The 17,646-nt window shown below is 62.7% G+C and carries 20 protein-coding genes and 2 tRNA genes; 14 read left to right on the top strand and 8 right to left on the bottom strand.

Annotated elements, in window-relative coordinates; genetic code table 11:
* On the top strand, positions 1–662 hold a 662-nt coding region (locus LBK75_03325), incomplete at its 5' end, for a PD-(D/E)XK nuclease family transposase (GenBank protein MDR1157326.1).
* A gap of 60 nt (positions 663–722) precedes the next feature.
* Here the strand turns inward: LBK75_03325 and LBK75_03330 are convergent.
* Entirely contained in the window at positions 723–1,166 is a 444-nt protein-coding gene (locus LBK75_03330) for a transposase family protein (GenBank protein ID MDR1157327.1), read from the bottom strand.
* A gap of 341 nt (positions 1,167–1,507) precedes the next feature.
* Here LBK75_03330 and LBK75_03335 point away from each other — a divergent pair, with 341 nt between their 5' ends.
* The 10 genes from LBK75_03335 to LBK75_03380 all read left to right on the top strand — a co-directional run bounded on the left by LBK75_03335 (position 1,508) and on the right by LBK75_03380 (position 7,031).
* The gene (locus tag LBK75_03335) at positions 1,508–2,407 is read left to right on the top strand and encodes a stage III sporulation protein AB (GenBank protein ID MDR1157328.1); all 900 of its coding nucleotides are present in this window, start codon (positions 1,508–1,510) and stop codon (positions 2,405–2,407) included.
* Positions 2,407–2,916: a stage III sporulation protein AB gene (locus tag LBK75_03340; GenBank protein ID MDR1157329.1), complete on the top strand. Its 510-nt coding sequence runs from the start codon at positions 2,407–2,409 to the stop codon at positions 2,914–2,916. Before LBK75_03335 ends, LBK75_03340 begins: the two co-directional genes overlap by 1 nt.
* A 25-nt stretch (positions 2,917–2,941) precedes the next feature.
* A complete protein-coding gene (gene spoIIIAC, locus LBK75_03345; protein ID MDR1157330.1) occupies positions 2,942–3,136 on the top strand; it encodes a stage III sporulation protein AC in 195 nt (64 codons plus the stop codon).
* Between the two features lie 4 nt (positions 3,137–3,140).
* Positions 3,141–3,527: a stage III sporulation AC/AD family protein gene (locus tag LBK75_03350; protein ID MDR1157331.1), complete on the top strand. Its 387-nt coding sequence runs from the start codon at positions 3,141–3,143 to the stop codon at positions 3,525–3,527.
* Positions 3,528–3,710: 183 nt separating this feature from the next.
* Positions 3,711–4,898 (top strand): stage III sporulation protein AE, encoded by a 1,188-nt coding sequence (locus tag LBK75_03355; GenBank protein ID MDR1157332.1) that lies wholly within the window; start codon positions 3,711–3,713, stop codon positions 4,896–4,898.
* Complete coding sequence (locus LBK75_03360) at positions 4,895–5,401, top strand: hypothetical protein (GenBank protein ID MDR1157333.1); 507 nt, start codon at positions 4,895–4,897, stop codon at positions 5,399–5,401. Before LBK75_03355 ends, LBK75_03360 begins: the two co-directional genes overlap by 4 nt.
* Positions 5,398–5,961: a stage III sporulation protein AG gene (locus LBK75_03365; GenBank protein ID MDR1157334.1), complete on the top strand. Its 564-nt coding sequence runs from the start codon at positions 5,398–5,400 to the stop codon at positions 5,959–5,961. Before LBK75_03360 ends, LBK75_03365 begins: the two co-directional genes overlap by 4 nt.
* Positions 5,958–6,575, top strand: a complete 618-nt coding sequence (locus LBK75_03370) for a SpoIIIAH-like family protein (GenBank protein ID MDR1157335.1) — start codon at positions 5,958–5,960, stop codon at positions 6,573–6,575. Before LBK75_03365 ends, LBK75_03370 begins: the two co-directional genes overlap by 4 nt.
* 223 nt (positions 6,576–6,798) lie before the next feature.
* Positions 6,799–6,874 (top strand) — tRNA-Gln (locus LBK75_03375).
* An 81-nt stretch (positions 6,875–6,955) separates the two neighbouring features.
* Positions 6,956–7,031: transfer RNA gene (locus LBK75_03380), tRNA-Lys, on the top strand.
* 350 nt (positions 7,032–7,381) lie between these two features.
* Here LBK75_03380 and LBK75_03385 read toward each other — a convergent pair.
* The 4 genes from LBK75_03385 to LBK75_03400 form a co-directional block, all read right to left on the bottom strand.
* Positions 7,382–8,314 (bottom strand): GerMN domain-containing protein, encoded by a 933-nt coding sequence (locus LBK75_03385; GenBank protein ID MDR1157336.1) that lies wholly within the window; start codon positions 8,312–8,314, stop codon positions 7,382–7,384.
* 29 nt (positions 8,315–8,343) lie between these two features.
* Entirely contained in the window at positions 8,344–9,792 is a 1,449-nt protein-coding gene (locus LBK75_03390; GenBank protein MDR1157337.1) for a HAMP domain-containing protein, read from the bottom strand.
* Between the two features lie 32 nt (positions 9,793–9,824).
* Positions 9,825–10,514: a response regulator transcription factor gene (locus LBK75_03395; GenBank protein ID MDR1157338.1), complete on the bottom strand. Its 690-nt coding sequence runs from the start codon at positions 10,512–10,514 to the stop codon at positions 9,825–9,827.
* Positions 10,515–10,577: 63 nt separating this feature from the next.
* A complete protein-coding gene (locus LBK75_03400) occupies positions 10,578–11,084 on the bottom strand; it encodes a helix-hairpin-helix domain-containing protein (protein ID MDR1157339.1) in 507 nt (168 codons plus the stop codon).
* A 259-nt stretch (positions 11,085–11,343) separates the two neighbouring features.
* Here LBK75_03400 and LBK75_03405 point away from each other — a divergent pair, with 259 nt between their 5' ends.
* Complete coding sequence (locus LBK75_03405; protein ID MDR1157340.1) at positions 11,344–12,726, top strand: D-alanyl-D-alanine carboxypeptidase; 1,383 nt, start codon at positions 11,344–11,346, stop codon at positions 12,724–12,726.
* Between the two features lie 70 nt (positions 12,727–12,796).
* On the opposite strand, the gene upp is transcribed toward LBK75_03405, so the two are convergent.
* From upp to tsaE, 3 genes are read right to left on the bottom strand one after another with little or no spacing between them, the layout of a single operon-like run.
* Positions 12,797–13,426, bottom strand: a complete 630-nt coding sequence (upp, locus tag LBK75_03410) for a uracil phosphoribosyltransferase (GenBank protein ID MDR1157341.1) — start codon at positions 13,424–13,426, stop codon at positions 12,797–12,799.
* Positions 13,423–14,193 (bottom strand): tRNA (adenosine(37)-N6)-threonylcarbamoyltransferase complex dimerization subunit type 1 TsaB, encoded by a 771-nt coding sequence (tsaB, locus tag LBK75_03415; GenBank protein MDR1157342.1) that lies wholly within the window; start codon positions 14,191–14,193, stop codon positions 13,423–13,425. Before tsaB ends, upp begins: the two co-directional genes overlap by 4 nt.
* Positions 14,174–14,599: a tRNA (adenosine(37)-N6)-threonylcarbamoyltransferase complex ATPase subunit type 1 TsaE gene (gene tsaE, locus LBK75_03420; protein ID MDR1157343.1), complete on the bottom strand. Its 426-nt coding sequence runs from the start codon at positions 14,597–14,599 to the stop codon at positions 14,174–14,176. The genes tsaB and tsaE overlap by 20 nt, the downstream gene beginning before the upstream one ends.
* A 125-nt stretch (positions 14,600–14,724) precedes the next feature.
* Here tsaE and LBK75_03425 point away from each other — a divergent pair, with 125 nt between their 5' ends.
* Both LBK75_03425 and LBK75_03430 read left to right on the top strand, forming a co-directional pair.
* Positions 14,725–15,858: an FtsW/RodA/SpoVE family cell cycle protein gene (locus LBK75_03425; protein MDR1157344.1), complete on the top strand. Its 1,134-nt coding sequence runs from the start codon at positions 14,725–14,727 to the stop codon at positions 15,856–15,858.
* A gap of 73 nt (positions 15,859–15,931) precedes the next feature.
* Positions 15,932–17,602, top strand: a complete 1,671-nt coding sequence (locus tag LBK75_03430) for a glutamine--tRNA ligase/YqeY domain fusion protein (protein MDR1157345.1) — start codon at positions 15,932–15,934, stop codon at positions 17,600–17,602.
* The last annotated feature ends 44 nt before the right edge of the window (positions 17,603–17,646 follow it).

Below are 17,646 nucleotides of genomic sequence, written 5' to 3' on the forward strand. Positions count from 1 at the left end.
ACACACAGGAGAACGAACACAAACACATACGCAATCGCTCCGTCTTTAGTCTTTCCGACCTGCACGCGAACCAACCTGGGCGCGGTGTCCACTATGCGGATTTTCGCAGCAGCTATCAGATAACGATATGCAATTACAATGTTTTCAACTGGGACAATGAACTTGTGGAGGAATTCACCTATCGCAATGCGAACGGCAGACAGCTGTCCGACATCACGACCGCGATTTTCATTGATCTGACGCAGGTAGAGGAGATCGTGAGAAAACCCGTTGCTGAGATGACTGCTATCGAGCAGTGGGTGGTGTTCCTCGCGAAGGCAAACGACCCTAGATGCCGGGATGCACTCAATGAGATCTTGAAACGAAAAGAGGGGATTTCCGTGGCGTATGAAATGTTGACATCAATCAGCACCGACGCGAACGAGCGCGCCCGTTTCCACTCGCGGCGCATGTGGCAGATGGACAGAGACCACGAACTCGCGTCCGTGGTACACGATACAAACGCCAAGTGGGAGAAAGTCGTCGCCGACAAGGACAAATCGCTTGCTGACAAGGACGAAATGCTCGCCGACAAGGACAAATCGCTTGCCGACAAGGACAAAATGCTTGCCGACGCGCAGGCGCTCATCGCAGAATTGCGCGCAAAACTTGGTGAGCGGTGAATAACAAAAAATAGTAGGTAGCTGTGGGCGTAGTATAATAGCACTGTCGTGACGCTGTGTTTATCCGGTTGCGGCTCTTCTTTTTTTTAAGAGGTTGCAGATGGTGCTTTTGCCCACCTTCGCGACACGCCGTTTCAAAAGCGCAGACGCCTTTACAGAACTGACCTCCAGTGAAACCTTCACTATCTCTTCGGTAAGCCGTGTGCTGCGCTTGGCCTTATGGGGCAGACAATCAAACGTCTCGGCGAAGGTCTTGTGCCCGCATCTTTCGTTGGGGCAAAACATCTTTCTATTGAAAAGCACGACTTCTGTCTTCTTGCCCTGGATGGGCAGATCCCGGAACCGTCTCTCGTAGCGGCTGTGCGTCTTATCTGAGGTGCTACCGCAGTATGGGCATACAGCCTCCTGTCGTGCAGATGCCACGTAGATGTAGAGTATGTCGTCGATGATCTCATGGTGCTCATATGCCAGGTTCTCGTCAAGCAGTTTGACCAGCTCGTCCATTTTCGCCTACCCCGCTTCCTGCCTGCCTCCAGGCTGTCTCTATTCTACCGGAATTTCGCTGGAATATCAACTAACTTTGGAAAGAATCTTGAAAAGTGGCTCAATTTAAGTGGCCGTTTTTGGTTCAAAACTATTGACCGGTCACAGGCGGTCCCCGCAGCTCTGGAGCTGGCGGAGACTGTAGTACCCGCGTGAAAATCCCAGTACTATCCGCGGACAACCCGTCATAGGATGTGGCAGGACCGGGATAAGGCCCGCGGGACTGTGGGCGGTCCTGGGCGAAGAAGGAGGGAAAGATCACGACATCCTATGAATCCGCCGTCGGACTGCTGCCATCGCCGCTGCGGGGGCTGCTGCGCACACTCCCCAAAGAGTCATGGACCCAAGCCGAGGAAATCCGTCTGCGGGCTGGACAGCCGCTCACCGTGACGCTGCCGGACGGCGAACGCTCCCTGCCGCCGGGCGGTTTTTATCTCGTCAAACCGCGCGACCTCGAAGCCGTGCTCGAAACGGCGACACAGGGCTCCACCCATACGGCGCTTTTGTCCCTGGGGACGGGTTTCGTGACGACGCCGGGCGGGCACCGCCTGGGGGTGTGCGGCGCCGTGATCCAGCGGGAAAACGGCGCGTTGGGGCTGCGCTGCGTCTCCTCGGTCTGCCTGCGTGTCGCGCGGGCCGTGCCCGGCGCGGCCGATGGACTGCCGCTGCAGCTTTTGCACGGGGACCGCTTCTTCCATACGTTGATCCTCTCGCCGCCGGGGTTCGGAAAAACGACGCTGCTGCGCGATCTGACCCGGCAGATTGCCAACGGAGGCGCGCACGGCGCGCCGCGCCGGGTGGCGCTTGTGGATGAGCGCGGCGAAGTGGCCGCTTGTTACCGGGGCCAGCCGCAGCTCGACGTGGGCGCGCACACGGACGTGCTCGACGGATGCCCCAAGGCGCGGGGCATCATGTGGCTGCTGCGCGCCATGGCCCCCCAGGTGCTGATGGTGGATGAAATCACCTCGCCCGAGGACATGGACGCGATGGCGGCCGCCCAGGGCTGCGGGGTGACGCTGTTCGCCACCCTTCACGCCGACGGCCTGCGCGACCTCGCGGCGCGCCCTGCCCGCCGCGCGCTGGCCGGCCTGTTTCAGCGGGTGGTCGTCATCCACCGGGCCGACGGGCACCGCCGCTGGGAGATCCACCCCTTCCCGGATACGCCGGAGACGCCGCCCGACGGGGAAAGGAGGGCGCCGTGATGCGCTGGATTGGCGCTATCCTCGTGGCCGGCGGCGCGTCGGCCATCTCCCTCGCGGCCGTGCAGAACCTCGGCGCCCGCGTGCGGCTGCTCGCCGCCCTGACGGACGCGCTGGAACTCATGCGCGCGGAGCTGCAGTTCAACCTGACGCCACTGCCCGCGCTGATGGAAGTGCTGGCCGACAGGGCGCCCACGCCCGCGCGCGCCTTCTTCGCCCGCTGCGCGCGCCTCATGACCCTGCTTGGGGAACACAGTTTCCAGGCGCTGTGGAACAAAGCCCTCACGGAGACGGAGGGGGCCTGGCTGCCGCCGGAACGAGAGCTTATGGCTACACTGGGCGGCTTGCTTGGGCGCTACGACGCGGAGGCGCAGGGCCGGGCCGTCTCTTACGTCCGGGAACGGATGGAGGCGCTTCGGCGCTGCGCGGAGGAAAAACGGATCCGCCAGAGCCGCGTCTACGGCGCCCTGGGCCTCGCCTCGGGCCTCGCCGTCGTCATCATCTTGCTGTGAACCGGACCCGAAAGGAGAGGCGGCCATGCAGGTGGATCTGATCTTCAAAATTGCGGCCATCGGGATCATCGTCGCGGTGCTAAACCAATTGCTGATCAAGTCGGACCGCGCCGAGCAGGCGATGATGACCACGCTGGCGGGCCTCATTGTCGTCCTCATGCTCCTGCTGCGGGAGATCAACAACCTGTTTACGCTCGTGAAGTCGCTCTTCGGGTTTTAGAACGGTGACAGGACTGTGGAAGATAGCCGTCATCGCGGTGCTGGGCGCGCTGGCCGCGCTGGCGGTTCGAAAGAGTGTCCCCGAACTGGCGCTCACGCTGACGCTGACCGTGAGCGCCGTCATCCTGACACTGGCGGCGACGGCGCTCACGGAAGTCATGGCGTTTCTGCGCCGGATGGCGGACATGGCGGGGCTCTCGTCGGAGCTGTTTTTACCGGTGATCAAGACGGTGGGGATCGCCCTCGTCGCCAAACTGGCCGCCGATGTCTGCCGGGACGCCGGGCAGAGCGCCGTCGCCTCCGCCACAGAGACCGCCGGCGTCCTCGTGGCCCTGTACCTGACGCTGCCCCTGTTGTCAAAAGTCGTCGACCTGGTCACATCATTGATATGATGGCTCAAGTGTCAAAAGCCTCGCCCGCCGCTGGCCGGCGATTTATTCCGCCATATTTCACAAAAAGCCTCGCGAATACCTCCAGTATTCACTGCGTTTTTTGTTGCATCTGCCGAAAAAATCGGCTCGGCCTTCGGCAGACGCACTTCTAACACTTGAACCATATGATAAAGAGGAATCTCCATGAGACGCATGAAACACGCGAAACACACGCGGCCAATCGCCTGCCTGTCCGTCTGCCTCTGTGCGGCGGCCACGTTTGCACCCGCGGCCGCCGCGGCGGGGGATATCAGCAGTCCACCAACCGTCAACTGTCAACTGTCAATTGTCAACTATCAAGATGTGTTGGCGGAGGCGCTGGAACTCCCGGATCTGCCGCGGGCGGTGCCGCCGGAGGCCAGGGATTTTGTGGAGGGCCTCTCGCCGGACACGCTGCCGGAGGATCTGGACGGCGCGCTGGAGAGGGCGGCGGACGCCGCCGGGCGCCAGGCCGGCCCCCTGGTGCGGGAGGCGCTGCGCGGATTGTTTGCGGTGCTGGCGATTGTCGTCCTGTGTGCCGTGGCCGCTGCGGTGCAAAAGGGCGCCGGCGGGCCGGATATGGCGCTGCCGGCCGGGATCTTGGCAGTCACGGCCGTCTCGGTCGGGCAGGTAGGACGCCTCATGACCGTGGGCCGCGAGGCGATCCAGAGCCTGGACGTCTTTGCCCGGGTGCTGCTGCCGGCGCTGGCCGCCGCCTCCGCGGCCACGGGCCAAGTGGGCGCGGCGACGGCGCGCCATGTCGCCACAATGCTGTTTTCCGATCTGCTACTGACGCTGATGGCCCACGTGCTGACGCCCCTCGTGTTTGTCTATGTAGCCCTGCTGGCGATCGGCGCGGTCGTCGGGCAGGAAACGCTGACGCGCTTGGCCGGATTTGTCCGATGGACGGTGACGGGGCTGCTCACCCTCTCCCTTACGGCCTTTGTCGCCTATCTCACGGTCGGCGGCGCGCTGGCGGGGGCTGCCGACGCCGCCGCGCTGAAGGGCGCCCGGTTTGCCCTGTCGGGCGCCGTGCCGGTGGTCGGCGGCATTTTGTCGGACGCCGCCGAGACAGTACTTGCCGGAGCGGGGCTCATAAAAAACGCGGTCGGCGTCTTCGGTCTTTTCGCCGTGGCCGGCATCTGCCTCGTACCCTTCCTGCGGGTGGGCGTACCCTACCTGTTGTACAAACTCACGGCCGCAGCGGTCGCGCCGCTGGCCGACGAACGGCTCGTCCGGCTCATCGACGGACTGAGCGGCGCCTTTGGGTTGATCTTGGGCATGACGGGCGCCGCGGCCCTGCTCATCTTTCTCTCGATCGTCTCGGCCATATCGGGGGTGGGTGTGCTGTGATGGATTTTTTCCGGCATTGGCTGATCGGCGCGGCGGCGGCCGGCGCGCTGGTGTCCGCGGCCTGCGTCCTTACGCCGCCGGGGGCTGGACGCCGTGTGGTGCGCATCGCGGGGGCGCTGCTGCTGCTGCTTGTCATCATGCGGATGCCGCCGCAGGGCGGCGTGTCCGGCGGGGGGCTCAAAGCCGCCGGCGAAGCCCCTCGGGCGGAGCTTGAGCGCCGCCTGGCCAAGGCGGAAGAAGCGGAGGTGCGTGTGATGAAGGATCTCATAGCGGAGAGGACAGCCGCATATATTGTGAGCGAGGCCGGCGTCAGGGGGCTGTCCCTCACGGCCGAGGTGACGGTCCGGGCGGAGACAGACGGAACGCCGATGCCGTATGCCGTGCATCTGCGGTCCCGGACAGAACCGAACCCGGACGCCGCCCGGACCCTGGGGGACTGGATCGCCGGGACGTTCGGCATCCCGGCCCAACGGCAGACTTGGGCGGCGGAGGTGAGCGGATGAAGACGGACGGACGCCTCGGCAAACCGGGCGTCAAGCTCCCCGCGTGGCTGAGCCGGTACCGGTATGTGCTGCTCATCGCGGCGGTCGGCGTCCTGCTGCTCATGTGGCCCGTCTCCCGGCCGACGGAAGCGTCGTCGTCGCTGCCGCCGGTCACGTTTTCTTTGGCGGAGTTTGAAGAACATCTGGCCGAGGCGCTGTCGGCCGCCGGCGGGGTGGGGCGCGTCCGGGTGGTGCTGACGCTGCGGACCGACATGGAGACGCTGCTCCCGCGTGAAGAGAGCGTCAGCGAGCGCCGCTCGTGGGACGACGGCCGCCTCAGCGATTACGACGTCCGGACGGATGTGAAGACAGTGGTGTCCGGCAGCGGCGGAGACGGACCGATGGTGATAGGCCGTGTCTATCCGGAGTTCAAGGGCGCGCTTGTCGTGTGCGACGGCGGAGGGGACCCGACGGTTTGTCTACACGTGGTGGAGTCGGTGGCGGCGCTCACCGGACTCGGCAGCGACAAGATAGCCGTGATCCCCATGGAAAAAAGCAGGACAGGGAGGAAAGCAGAATGAAGATCTGGAAACGCAACGCCGTGATCATGACAGTCATCCTGTTTGTGTGCGTGGCGCTGTATCTGAGCTGGAGCGGCAACCGGTCGGAGGATGGCCTGTCCGACGAGATGGGGTCCTTCCTCGACGGCGCGGACGACCTGCTGCAGGTGCACGACGTCCAACCGGAGGCGGGGGATCCACTGGCGGGTGTCGACGTCGGCGTCATCGAGCCGGGTACGGACACGATTGTACAAGGCGCCTCGCCGGGCGGAGAGGCGGACAGTTATTTCGCCCAGGCCCGGCTCTCGCGCCAGCGGGCCCGCGACAGTACGCTTGAGGTGCTAAACCGGACCGCCGGGCGCGAGGAAGAGGATCAGTCCCTGCGGGACAAGGCCGCCGCGCTGCTTGAGTCGCTGGCCCGCGACACGCTGAGAGAGGCCCAGATTGAGGAACTCGTCAAGGCCAAGGGCTTCGCTGACTGCGTGGCGTTTTTAAACGAGAGCGGCGTCAACATCGTCGTGGCCCCGCCCAAGGGCGGGCTGCTGGCCAGCGATGTGGCCAAGATCCAGGACATCGTGGTCGGCGAAACTACGCTGCCCGCTACGGCGATCAAGATCGTCGCGGCGAAAATGTGAAGAATCATTCAACACGTTGAAAATTGGTTCGAAATCTCTGCTTGAGTGGGTTTGACGCGTTCAGGCCCCGGAAATCCAGAAAATGGATTTCCGGGGCCTGAAAAATCGTTGACAAGAACACGAATTTATTATATTATGTTTAAGTAACTGTTTCGAGGCTCTTGGGCCTACCGGCTGCTGCGCGGCGCCTGTTGACGACGCCGGTGCCCCAGGGGACAGACGATGGGATGTAGCCAAGCCGGTAAGGCACCAGACTTTGACTCTGGCATTCGCAGGTTCGAGTCCTGCCATCCCAGCCAAGGTCCGCTCGTCTTCAGCAGAGGGGGAGGAGGACGAAGAGGGGGATGACTGCTTTTGCGCAAGCAATGGCAGCCCCATCCGACCCACTAGCTCAGTCGGCAGAGCACCTGCCTTTTAAGCAGGTTGTCCGCGGTTCGAATCCGCGGTGGGTCACCAAAGCAGTCCCAATGCAACCCCTCTGGTCATTTTTGCGGGCGAACGGTTGGTATTTGGCATCATGTTTAAGCGCACGAAAAAGTCCTGATGCAACAAACAACGAGGCACGCGGTCTGTTTCGGCTGCGTGCCTCGTTGTTGTATCCAAAATTCGGTCAATCACGTGATATAATTGACTTACACTCGGGAAAAAGGATGTTGTGCAAAATGAAGAACTACGAAGACGCGCTGAAGCTGTGGCGGATTTTCTCAAACATCAGACCGCGCAAACGTGGGAAAAGTCGCTCGAACGAGAGCGGCGTCGGGATGAGGCGCGGTAGGACAAAGAAAATAGTATGATATCTATAATTCTCATGGTATCTCCGGGCGGGTCAGGGGTTCGGCGAGGGAATGGGAGCCGTAGAAGAAGGCCGAGGCGCCGTCTTTTTGGAATTGGACCGCCTCGATGCCGGATAGTTCGGTGAGAGAGAGAACAAAGGCGTCCAGCACCAGCTCCGGCGGCACCTCCGGTTCGGTGTCGTAGAAAGCGGCCGGCAGGTTGACGCAACAGAGACTGCCCTCCGTCCGGACACTCAGGGGAGAAATGTCGAAACCCACGAGCGGCAGCAGGCCGGACAGCTTGGGGCCGCCCAGCAGTTCTTCCACCACATAGCGCTCGGCGGACTCATTTTCGCGGATAAACACCACGCGCGTCTCGCGCGTCAGCGCCGATGTGGCGGCGGAGACAAAGTACAGCGTGAGCTGACGCTCGACCGGCCGCAGCGCCAGAGAGTCCGTCACAAAATCGCGTGCGGTCAGCGCGCGGTCGATCTCGGGGCAGGGCTGCCCCTCCACTGTCAGCCGCAGCGTGCGAACGCCGGGCAGTTCGCACAGCGTCAGAACGGCGCAGGCACCGGCGACGGTGACGGCCGCGCCGGAGAAAGAAGGCGCTGCGGAGAGATCGACCGTGAGCGCGCCCGACTCCAGCGAGGTGGACAGCACCCGCATGCCCGCCGGAAAGGCAGACCGCAGGCGGTCGCCCTCCGGCGCCGAAAGCAGCCGGTCGGCGGCAAAGGCGATGGGGTCCGCCGCCCCCGCCGCGTCGAATACAAAGGGTGCGAGCATCTGGTCCAGAGTGCCGCTCTCCCAGTCCGCGACATAGTAGACGGTGAGGCCGTCGGCCGGGGCGGGGGTGGGCCGGGCCGCGCCCTGACAGCCGGCCAGCAGACAGATGAGCGCCAGACAGCCGGCCGCGCCGCGCCGCGCGGCCGGCGTTCGCTTCGGCAGACGGGTACCCAGATACATCACGATGGATCTCCCCCAAAATCAAACTCTCAGACGTCCCCGGCCACGTCTTCGGGACGCTGCTGCGCCAGCGGAAAGCTGACCGTCACACAAGTGCCGATACCGAGACGGCTGTCCAGCGTAATGTCGCCTTCATATTGTTCGATGGTCTTTTGCACGATCGAGAGGCCCAGCCCGCCGCCGCCGGCTTCGCGGGAACGGGCCTTGTCCACCCGGTAAAAGCGCTCAAATACGCGGGACAGATCTTCTGACGGAATGCCCATGCCGGTGTCGTCCACGACGAGCACCGCGCGGTCGCTCCGAGTCCGGAGGGACACGCGCACCAGCCCCCCCGGCTTGTTGTACTTGATGGCGTTTTCCATCAGGTTGAAGACAGCCTGGAAGATATCGTCCTCGTTGCCCCGCACGAGGCAGCCCTCGTCCAGTTGGAGCCTCACGGCTACCTCATAGTGCTCCGCCAGCGGGGTGAGCCGGCGGGCGACCCGCGACGCCACCGCCCTCAGATCGACGACGATCATGGGGACAAAAGCGCCCGCGTCCAGTCGCGTGAGCGCCAGCAGTTTCTCCGTCATGCGGGCCAGCCGGTCGCTCTCGTCTCCGATGTCGGCCACAAATTCGCGGATTGTGTCCGTCTCCATGTTCTCCGTCTGCAGGATCGAGTCCGTCAGCAGTCTGATGGAGGCCAGGGGCGTCTTGAGTTCGTGAGAGGCGTCCGACACGAACTGCCGCCGCGCGTTTTCCGTCTTTTGCAGGCGGCCCGTGAGCGCGTTGAACTCGTCCGCGAGGAAGGCCAGCTCGTCGCGGCCGCGCATCAGGACGCGGTGGCTATACTCCCCCTCGCGCACCAACCGGATGGCGCGCAACAACGCGCCCACGCGGCGGGCCAGCGCGGACGACATCAGGATGCTCAGGATGATGACGACGGAAGCGATGCTCACGGAGATGCCGCCGATGTTGGAGCGCAGATCGCGGATCAATTTCGCCTGGTCGGCGTCGTATTCGTAAAGATATACGGCGCCGAACGGCCCATTGGGGTTCATGATAGGCAGGGCGACCCGGCTCTCGAAAGCCGCGTCCTCGTAACGGCTTACAAAGACATCCTTGCCCGCGAGCGCCAGAAAAATTTCGGGCAAAAGAACGTACTTTTGCCGCGCGTTGTCGGAGGCGGCATTGTCAAAGACGACCAGTCCCTCGGCGTCCGTCACGACGATCCGGGAGAGCCCCCGGTCGCCGAGCACCTCGATCACCCGACCCACATCCTCCGCGTTCAGCGTTTCCAGCGAAGAGAGGGACGAGGCGATGAGGTCGGCGCGGGCGGTGAGGCTTTCTTGCTTGAAACGAAACAGAAAATCCCGCGACACTAGAACGGGGTAGCTGTTCAGCAGCACTAGCATGAGCACGATGATCGCGATGTAGGACAGAGCAATCTTCAACTGGTACCGGCCGGTGATCCGCCGGTTCGCCGGTTTTTTTGCCATGCCGCGCACCCCCCGTCGTCGCCGCGCCGCCGTCACGGCCGGCAGAAGAAATAACCGACGCCCCACTTGGTCAGCAGGTATTTCGGTTTGGCGGGACTTGTCTCCAATTTTTCTCTCAGGCGGCGGATGTGGACATCCACCGTCCGGATGTCGCCGGGGTATTCGTAGCCCCAGACGATGTCAAGCAAGCTCTCGCGGGTGTACACGCGGCCGGGATTTCGCATCAGAAGCTCCACAAGATCGAACTCCTTGGCGGTGAGTTCCACCGAACGTCCGTCCACGGAGGCGTTGTGCCGGGAGATGTCCAGCGTGATGTTGCCGATCTGCAGCGTCTCCACCGGCGGCGCCTGCTGGTTTTGCTGCACGACCACGCGGCGCAAAATGGCCCGGATGCGCGCCTTGAGCTCCATAATGTTGAAAGGCTTGGTGACGTAGTCGTCGGCTCCGTACTCAAAACCGATCAGTTTGTCGGTGTCCTCACTGCGTGCGGTGAGCATGATGATGGGGACGGCGGAAAACTCGCGGATGCGGCGGCAGGCCTCCAACCCGTCCACCTCCGGCATCATCAGGTCCAGGATGATGAGATCAAAGGCGCTCTCGCGCGCCAGACGGATCGCACTCTCGCCGTCGTAGCAGCAGCTCACCTCGTATCCCTCGTGTTCCAGATTGAATTTGAGACCCTTGACCAGAAGTCTCTCGTCATCCACCAGCAGCACTCTCACAGATGTTCCCGATCCTCTCGTCAAAACAATTTACCATATATTTACATATCTGTCATCAGGACATCAGCCCGTGGTGATCAGATCTTTGAGCTGCGCGTATCGTTTTTCGCCGATGCCGGAGACCTCCATGAGCTGCGACGGGTCGGAGAAGCCGCCGTGCTCCGTACGCCAGGCGATGATGCGCTCGGCCAGCACCGGGCCGACGCCGGGCAGGTCGGTCAGTTCCTCGGCTGTTGCGCGGTTGATGTTGACAGGCTGCCACACGGCGGCCTTGTCCTCCGGCCCCGTGATGATGGCCGGCCCCGCCGGCGTATCGGGCGTCCCTGTCTCTGTTTCCGTCTCCGATTCGGCCCCAAGCGCCGGCTCCGCCTCCAGTCCGGACGGCGGCACGGTACTCACGGGCGGCGGCGCGGCGGAGACGGCCGCCGGGAGATTGTCCGGCTGGTCCTGGGGTGTGGCGACGATCGAGAAAGTGCCCGGTCGCGTGCGGCCGGCCAAAAAGTATCCGAGACAAAAGGCGGCAAACAGCGCGCACAGCGTCAGTGTGACAAATGTGAGCCTTCTCCGCAAAAAAATCGCCTCCTTTCGCCCACAGGAGCGTGAGTCTCAATCGCACTTTGCGCGGCCGCCCGAGAATTCCCAACTTCGGGCGGCTTGCATCCCGTCTTCCGGTTTGATATAATCATCCGGGAGCCTTGGCGCGGAAACCGAAAAACTAAATGTTAGCAAAAAACAAAATTTTAAAAAACAAGATGATCATGAACTCGGAGGGTGCCTCATGGTTCCCACGTGGTATCGTCAAATGATCATGTCTTTCGGGGGTTTTTGTATGGGGAGAGATGAAAAGATGGCGCGGCGCGCGCGCGGCGGGTGGGTGCGCGGACTCTGTGTTTGGTTGGTGCTGGCGGCCCTCGCGGCCGCCCCGCCCGCGAAGGCCACGGCAAAACTGCCGCCCGTCACTGTCACTGCGAACACGGCGCTGCTGGTCGATTCGGACTCCGGGGAGATTCTCTTTGAGAAAAACATCCGCGAGCGTGCCTACCCGGCCAGTCTGACCAAGATCATGACAGCCCTGCTCGCCCTGGAGCGCGGAAAGCTCGACGACCTTCTTACAGCCTCGGCCACGGCCTTTGCGGATATGGTACCGGGCGGCAGCACGCAGAACATACAGGAGGGCGAGGTCATGACGCTGGAGAATTATCTCTACTGCGCCCTGATCTCTTCCGCCAACGAGGCCTGCAACGTCATTGCCGAGTACATCTCCGGCAGTGTCGAGGCCTTTGTCGCGTTAATGAACGAGCGGGCGGCGCAGCTGGGCTGCGAGAACACCCAGTTTGTCAATACGCACGGCCTGCCCGACGAAAACCATTATACGACGGCCTGGGACATCTACCTCGTCACGAGGGAGGCCATGAAGTACCCCGAGTTCATGATCATCTGCAACACGGCGGCCAAATCGATCCCGCCCACCAACAAGTGGGAGAAGGAGCGGGCGCTGTACACGACGAACCATCTGATCTCCAACAACACGGAAAGACAGTATCTCTACTACCCGGCCAAGGGCATCAAGACAGGGCATACCAACGCGGCGGGGTACTGCCTTGTCTCCAGCGCGGAGAAGAACGGACTGTACTTCATCAGCGTGGTCATGGGCGCGCGGGAGGAGGAGGAAACAAAACGGATCCTCAGCTTCGTAGAGACAGCCGAACTCTTCGAGTGGGGTTTTGCCAATTTCAGCGTCAAGCCGCTGCTGAAGACGACGGAACAGATTCGAGAGGTGGTCGTCGAAAAAGGCAAAGGGAAGGACTCCGTCATGCTCGTGCCCCAGAAAAGTCTGGAGGCGTTGGTTCCAAACGATCTGGAGGCGTCGGACGTGGACCGGAAGATCACCCCGAACTTCGAGGGCGCCGTGACAGCTCCGGTGGCGCGCGGCCAGGTGCTCGGCACAATCTCCCTGCGCTATGGCGACAGAGAATTCGGCACCGTGGCGCTCGTGGCCTCAAGCGACGTGGAGCGGGACGAGGCTCAGCAGGTGGCGGAGGATTTTCGTGATTTCTTTGACCGGGACTGGGTCAAGTATACGATCGCCGGTGTGGCGGCGCTGCTCATTCTCTATGTGGTGTTTGTGATCGTCTACAACGCCCGCCGCCGCCGCGCCCGCATGCGCGGCAACTACCGCGGCAACCGCCGCCGTCAGCATCGCAGACGCTGACGCTTCTTTGTAATACGCCGGAAAAAGATCCGGCGCTGCGTCGAGCATGACGTCGTCAGAGGCGTCCCCATCATTTTGTGCCGAAGATGCGGTCGCCGGCGTCGCCCAGGCCGGGGACGATGTAGCCGTGTTCGTTCAGACGTTCATCCAGCGCGCAGGCGTAGATGTCCACGTCGGGGTGCGCCGACTGTATCGCCTGCAGACCCTCCGGGGCGGCCAGAATGCACATGAGCCTCAGAGAGCGGCAGCCGAAATTTTTGAGGATCCGAGCGGCTGCCACAGCGGTACCGCCCGTGGCCAGCATAGGGTCCAAAATCAGCACGTCGCGTTCGCCGATGTCGGGCGGCATCTTGCAGTAATATTCCACCGGCTGTAAAGTGTCCGGGTCGCGGTACAGACCGATGTGGCCGACCCGAGCGGTGGGGATCAGGCGGACGATGCCGTCCGTCATGCCGAGCCCGGCCCGCAGCACCGGCACCACGGCGATCTTCTTTCCCGCGATGACATGGCCGCGCGCGCCGGCGACGGGTGTCGTCACGTCGACATCTTCAAGCGGCAGGTCGCGGGTCGCCTCGTAGCACATGAGCATGGCGATCTCGCCCACGCTTTCCCGAAACTCCTTGACGCCGGTGTCTTTGTCGCGCAGGATGGTCAGCTTGTGTTGGATCAGAGGGTGCTCAAGCAGCTGAAAACGGCTCATATAGACACGTTCCTTTCAGACACGCTTTTGCCAGGCGTGCCCTTTTGAGAATCGCCGCCGGCGGCCGGCGGCGTATTTGCCGGCCGCTCTTTGCGCTTCCGTTCGGCGCGTTCCCGTTCGGCCCCTGAGACCCGGAGGTAAACCGGGGTGGCATAGGTGGCGTTGTCCCGGTCCGGATGGGCGGCGGCCAGATGGGCCACGCCCCAGGCGCCGGGGAACCGGAGATGCGGCGGGGCCAGGCGCGCCGCGTCTCCGTTGCGCTCATTATAACACAACTCCGCCCCGTCTCCAACCAGGACAGGGTTCTTTTTTTGTATCTCGGCCCAAAGTGCCGTGAGCGGCAGCGCCCGGTCCTCCGTGAGACGCGTCAGCACGCCGCCGTCTGATGAAAACAGCGCGTTGTACATCTCGCCGCGGCGCGCGTCCTGCACGGCGCAGATGAGTCCGCCCCAGTGGGCCGCGCCCTGCGCGGCGGCCTCCAGCGAGGAGACGCCGAGGCAGGGTCGCCCCAGCCCCCACGCGAGGCCGTTGGCGGCGGCCACGCCGATGCGCAGACCGGTGAACGATCCAGGTCCGTGCGCCACGGCGATCAGATCCATGTCGGCGAGCGTCAGGCGCGCGTTTTGCAGCAGCGCCTCCACCATGGGCATCAGGGTTTGGGAGTGGGTGAGTCCGTTGTTTTGAAAGCTCTGCGCGAGAAGCGCGCCGTCCCGTACCACGGCCACGGAGGCCGAGAGCGAGGATGAATCAAACGCCAAAATGGTCACAGAGTATGACCCTCCAATCCAGGTGTTCGGGGTGGGGTTCCAACGTCACGAAGATCGTGCCGGGCGGCCAGAAGCCGTCCGCCCGTTCGCTCCATTCGACGGCGCAGACACCCCCCCGGTCCAGGTAGTCGTCCCAGCCGAGCGCGTCCAGGTCATCCGGACCGCCGAGCCGGTAGAGGTCGAAATGAAACAGCGGCAGGCGCCCGGCATACTCGTGTACCAGCGCGAAGGTAGGGCTCGTCACCCGGTCCTCAACGCCAAGGCCGCGGGCCAGCCCCCCCACAAAGGCAGTTTTGCCGGCGCCGAGTCCGCCGCGCAGCGCGACGACGGCCGGGCCGTCCAGCATGGTTCCCAGCCGCTGCCCCAGGGCGCGCGTCTCATCCGGTCCATGCGAGACTGTCCGCATACAAAACCGCCCCCTCTCTTGCACAGGATGCGAACATGGTGTATTATAACATAGTATAACATAGAGCTGTGTACGCCGCCAAGTGCGGTTTGCGGCCGGGAGACGACGACTCGGGAGGTGATGGGGTGAAAGAGGCGCGCAAGGCGGTGGGGCGGTTTTTGCGCACGGCCGATATGTTCTTGCTGTTTGTGTCTTTGCTTGCCGCATCCTACGGCATGGTGCTCATCTCCAGCGCGACTGCCGCGGGGGGGGAGTCCAGACGGCATCTGCTGGTGCAGGGCGGCGCCATTTTGATAGGCGTCGTGCTTTTTGTGCTGCTGTCCCTCGTCGAGGTGGAGATGGTGGCGGGCTTTTGGAAGTGGATCCTTGCCTTTAACGTCCTGTTTATGTGTCTGCTCCTTGTCTGGGGCGACGGCAGAGGGAACAACCGGAGCTGGCTGGCGCTCTCTTTCCTGCCGGTCTCGATCCAGCCGGCCGAGCTCGTGAAGCTCGGGTTCATTTTGCTGCTGGCCAAACAGATGTATGAACTGTCCCAGCGGGAGCGGCTGAACCATATTCTCTCGATCGGCATGCTCGGGTTTCACTTTGCGGGCATGGCAGGGCTCATCTTTTACACCTCGCAGGACAGCGGCATGATTGTCGCTTACGCCTGCATCTTTTTCGCGATGTGCCTTGGTGCCGGGATCCACTTTCGCTGGTTTGCCGCGGCCGGAGCCCTGCTCGCGGGGGCCGCGCCGCTGATCTGGAATTCACTCAAAGACTACCAACGGCAGCGCATCCTTGTGGGCTTCCGCCCAGAACTCGATCCGCTGGACTACGGCTACCAGTCGCTGCAGAGCAAGACGGCCATCGGCAGCGGCCGGCTGTTCGGGCAGGGGCTCTACCAAGGCAACCACACACAGCTCGGGAAGATCCCCGTCAAAGAATCCGACTTTATCTTTTCGGTGGCCGGGGAGGAGCTGGGCCTCGTGGGCTGCCTCGCCATTTTGCTGTTGCTCGGCATCATCGTCGTGCGGTGCCTCTACATTGCCACCCGGGCCAAGACGGAGCTCTCCGCGTCTGTCTGCGTGGGCGTGGCGGGTATGATCCTGTTCCAAACGATCATCAACGTGGGTATGTGCTTGGCACTCACGCCGGTGGTCGGTCTGACTCTCCCGTTTTTCAGCTACGGGGGGTCGTCCACCGTGGCGGTGTTCGCCGCCATGGGTCTCGTCTCCTCCGTCCGGCGCAACCCAAAACATCACTGGCTGAAAGATTGACCGCAAAACGGCAGAGAGTCCAAATGTTTAAATTTACAATAATTACCAGCAAAGACAAGAGGAGTGTCTGAACTTGGAAGAGAGAAAATCGGGTGTCAACTTTATTCATGAAGCAATCAACCGCGACTTGGCCGAAGGGGTGTACGACCGGGTGCAGACCCGTTTTCCGCCCGAGCCGAACGGATACCTGCACGTCGGCCACGCAAAGGCAATCTCCATCAGTTTTGGGGCGGCCGAAAAGTACGGAGGGCTGTGCAACCTCCGCCTTGACGACACGAACCCCACCAAAGAGGAAGTCGAATATGTAGAGGCTATCCAAGAGGACATCCGGTGGTTGGGGTACGAATGGGATAGGGTTTTTCACGCGTCCGACTACTTCGATTTTCTGCATGCGTGCGCAGTTCGGCTCATCGAGAAGGGCCTTGCCTACGTGTGCGACCTCACCGCCGACGAGATCCGCGAATATCGGGGCACGCTGACCGAGCCGGGCCGGGAAAGCCCGTACCGGACGCGTTCTGTCGGGGAGAGCCTGGACCTCTTCAGGCGCATGACGGCCGGCGCGTTTCCGAACGGCGCGCGGGTGCTGCGCGCGAAGATCGACATGGCCTCGCCAAACCTGAATATGCGCGACCCGGTCATCTACCGCATTCTGCACGCCGCGCACCACCGTACGGGCGACAAATGGTGCGTCTATCCGATGTACGATTTTGCGCATCCGCTCTCCGACGCGGCCGAGAAGGTGACGCATTCGCTGTGTTCGCTGGAGTTTGAAAACCACCGGCCCCTGTATGACTGGTGTCTGAAAGCCTGTGAGATTCAAAACCCGCCGCGGCAGATCGAGTTTGCCCGGCTGAACCTGAATTACACGCTGACGAGCAAACGCAAGTGCCTACGCCTTGTAAACGACGGTCTGGTGGCGGGTTGGGACGACCCGCGCATGGCCACGCTGTGCGGGATGCGCCGCCGCGGCTATCCGCCCGCGGCGCTACGCGACTTCTGCGAGCGCGTCGGCGTGGCGAAGGCGGCCAGTATCGTCGACTACGCGCTGCTTGAGGCCTGTGTGCGCGATGACCTAAACACGAACGCCCCCCGCGCGATGGCGGTGCTGAAGCCGCTGCGGGTGGTGGTCGACAACTACCCAGAGGGGACTTCGGAGACGCTGCCTGTCGAGCGACACCCGGACCGGTCGGAGCTTGGCACGCGGACGGTGACGTTTGCGCGTGAGATCTTCGTCGAGCGTGAGGATTTCGCCGTCACGCCGCCGCCCAAGTATCACCGCCTGTATCCGGGCGGCGAGGTGCGGCTGAAGAGCGCCTATCTGGTGCGCTGCGTCGGGTATGACGAGGACGATCACGGCGAGGTCGTCTGCGTGCATGTGACGTACGATCCGGACAGCCGGGGCGGAGAATCGCCCGACGGCCGGAAGATCAAGGGGACGCTGCACTGGGTGTCGGCGGCACACGCGATCTCCGCGGAGATCCGGTTGTACGACAGGCTGTTTTTGGTTTCTAATCCGTCGGATGAGACGGGCGTCGGGGATTTTACCGAAAACTTAAATCCGCACTCGTTGGAGGTGCTGACAGACTGTCTGCTTGAGGAATCGCTGGCCGAGGGCGCGCCGGGGGACACCTTCCAATTTATGCGGCAAGGCTATTTTTGTGAGGACAAGGACTCTGTTCCCACGCGCCGCGTCTTCAACCGCACCGTGGGTCTGCGCGACACCTGGGCGAGACGAAACAATTGACGATAGGCAAAGTACAGTTGAAATTGTTGCCCTCTGAAAAAGAG

This window comes from Oscillospiraceae bacterium, from assembly GCA_031265355.1.
Lineage (GTDB): Bacteria > Bacillota > Clostridia > Oscillospirales > UBA929 > JAIRTA01.

Excerpts from the sequence above, each read along its gene's own strand:
- LBK75_03330 (MDR1157327.1), bottom strand. The coding sequence starts at position 1,166 with ATGGACGAGCTGGTCAAACTGCTTGACGAGAACCTGGCATATGAGCAC.
- LBK75_03340 (MDR1157329.1), top strand. The coding sequence starts at position 2,407 with ATGCGCTGGATTGGCGCTATCCTCGTGGCCGGCGGCGCGTCGGCCATC.
- spoIIIAC (MDR1157330.1), top strand. The coding sequence starts at position 2,942 with ATGCAGGTGGATCTGATCTTCAAAATTGCGGCCATCGGGATCATCGTC.
- LBK75_03355 (MDR1157332.1), top strand. The coding sequence starts at position 3,711 with ATGAGACGCATGAAACACGCGAAACACACGCGGCCAATCGCCTGCCTG.
- LBK75_03365 (MDR1157334.1), top strand. The coding sequence starts at position 5,398 with ATGAAGACGGACGGACGCCTCGGCAAACCGGGCGTCAAGCTCCCCGCG.
- LBK75_03370 (MDR1157335.1), top strand. The coding sequence starts at position 5,958 with ATGAAGATCTGGAAACGCAACGCCGTGATCATGACAGTCATCCTGTTT.
- LBK75_03385 (MDR1157336.1), bottom strand. The coding sequence starts at position 8,314 with ATGTATCTGGGTACCCGTCTGCCGAAGCGAACGCCGGCCGCGCGGCGC.
- LBK75_03390 (MDR1157337.1), bottom strand. The coding sequence starts at position 9,792 with ATGGCAAAAAAACCGGCGAACCGGCGGATCACCGGCCGGTACCAGTTG.
- LBK75_03405 (MDR1157340.1), top strand. The coding sequence starts at position 11,344 with ATGGGGAGAGATGAAAAGATGGCGCGGCGCGCGCGCGGCGGGTGGGTG.
- upp (MDR1157341.1), bottom strand. The coding sequence starts at position 13,426 with ATGAGCCGTTTTCAGCTGCTTGAGCACCCTCTGATCCAACACAAGCTG.
- tsaE (MDR1157343.1), bottom strand. The coding sequence starts at position 14,599 with ATGCGGACAGTCTCGCATGGACCGGATGAGACGCGCGCCCTGGGGCAG.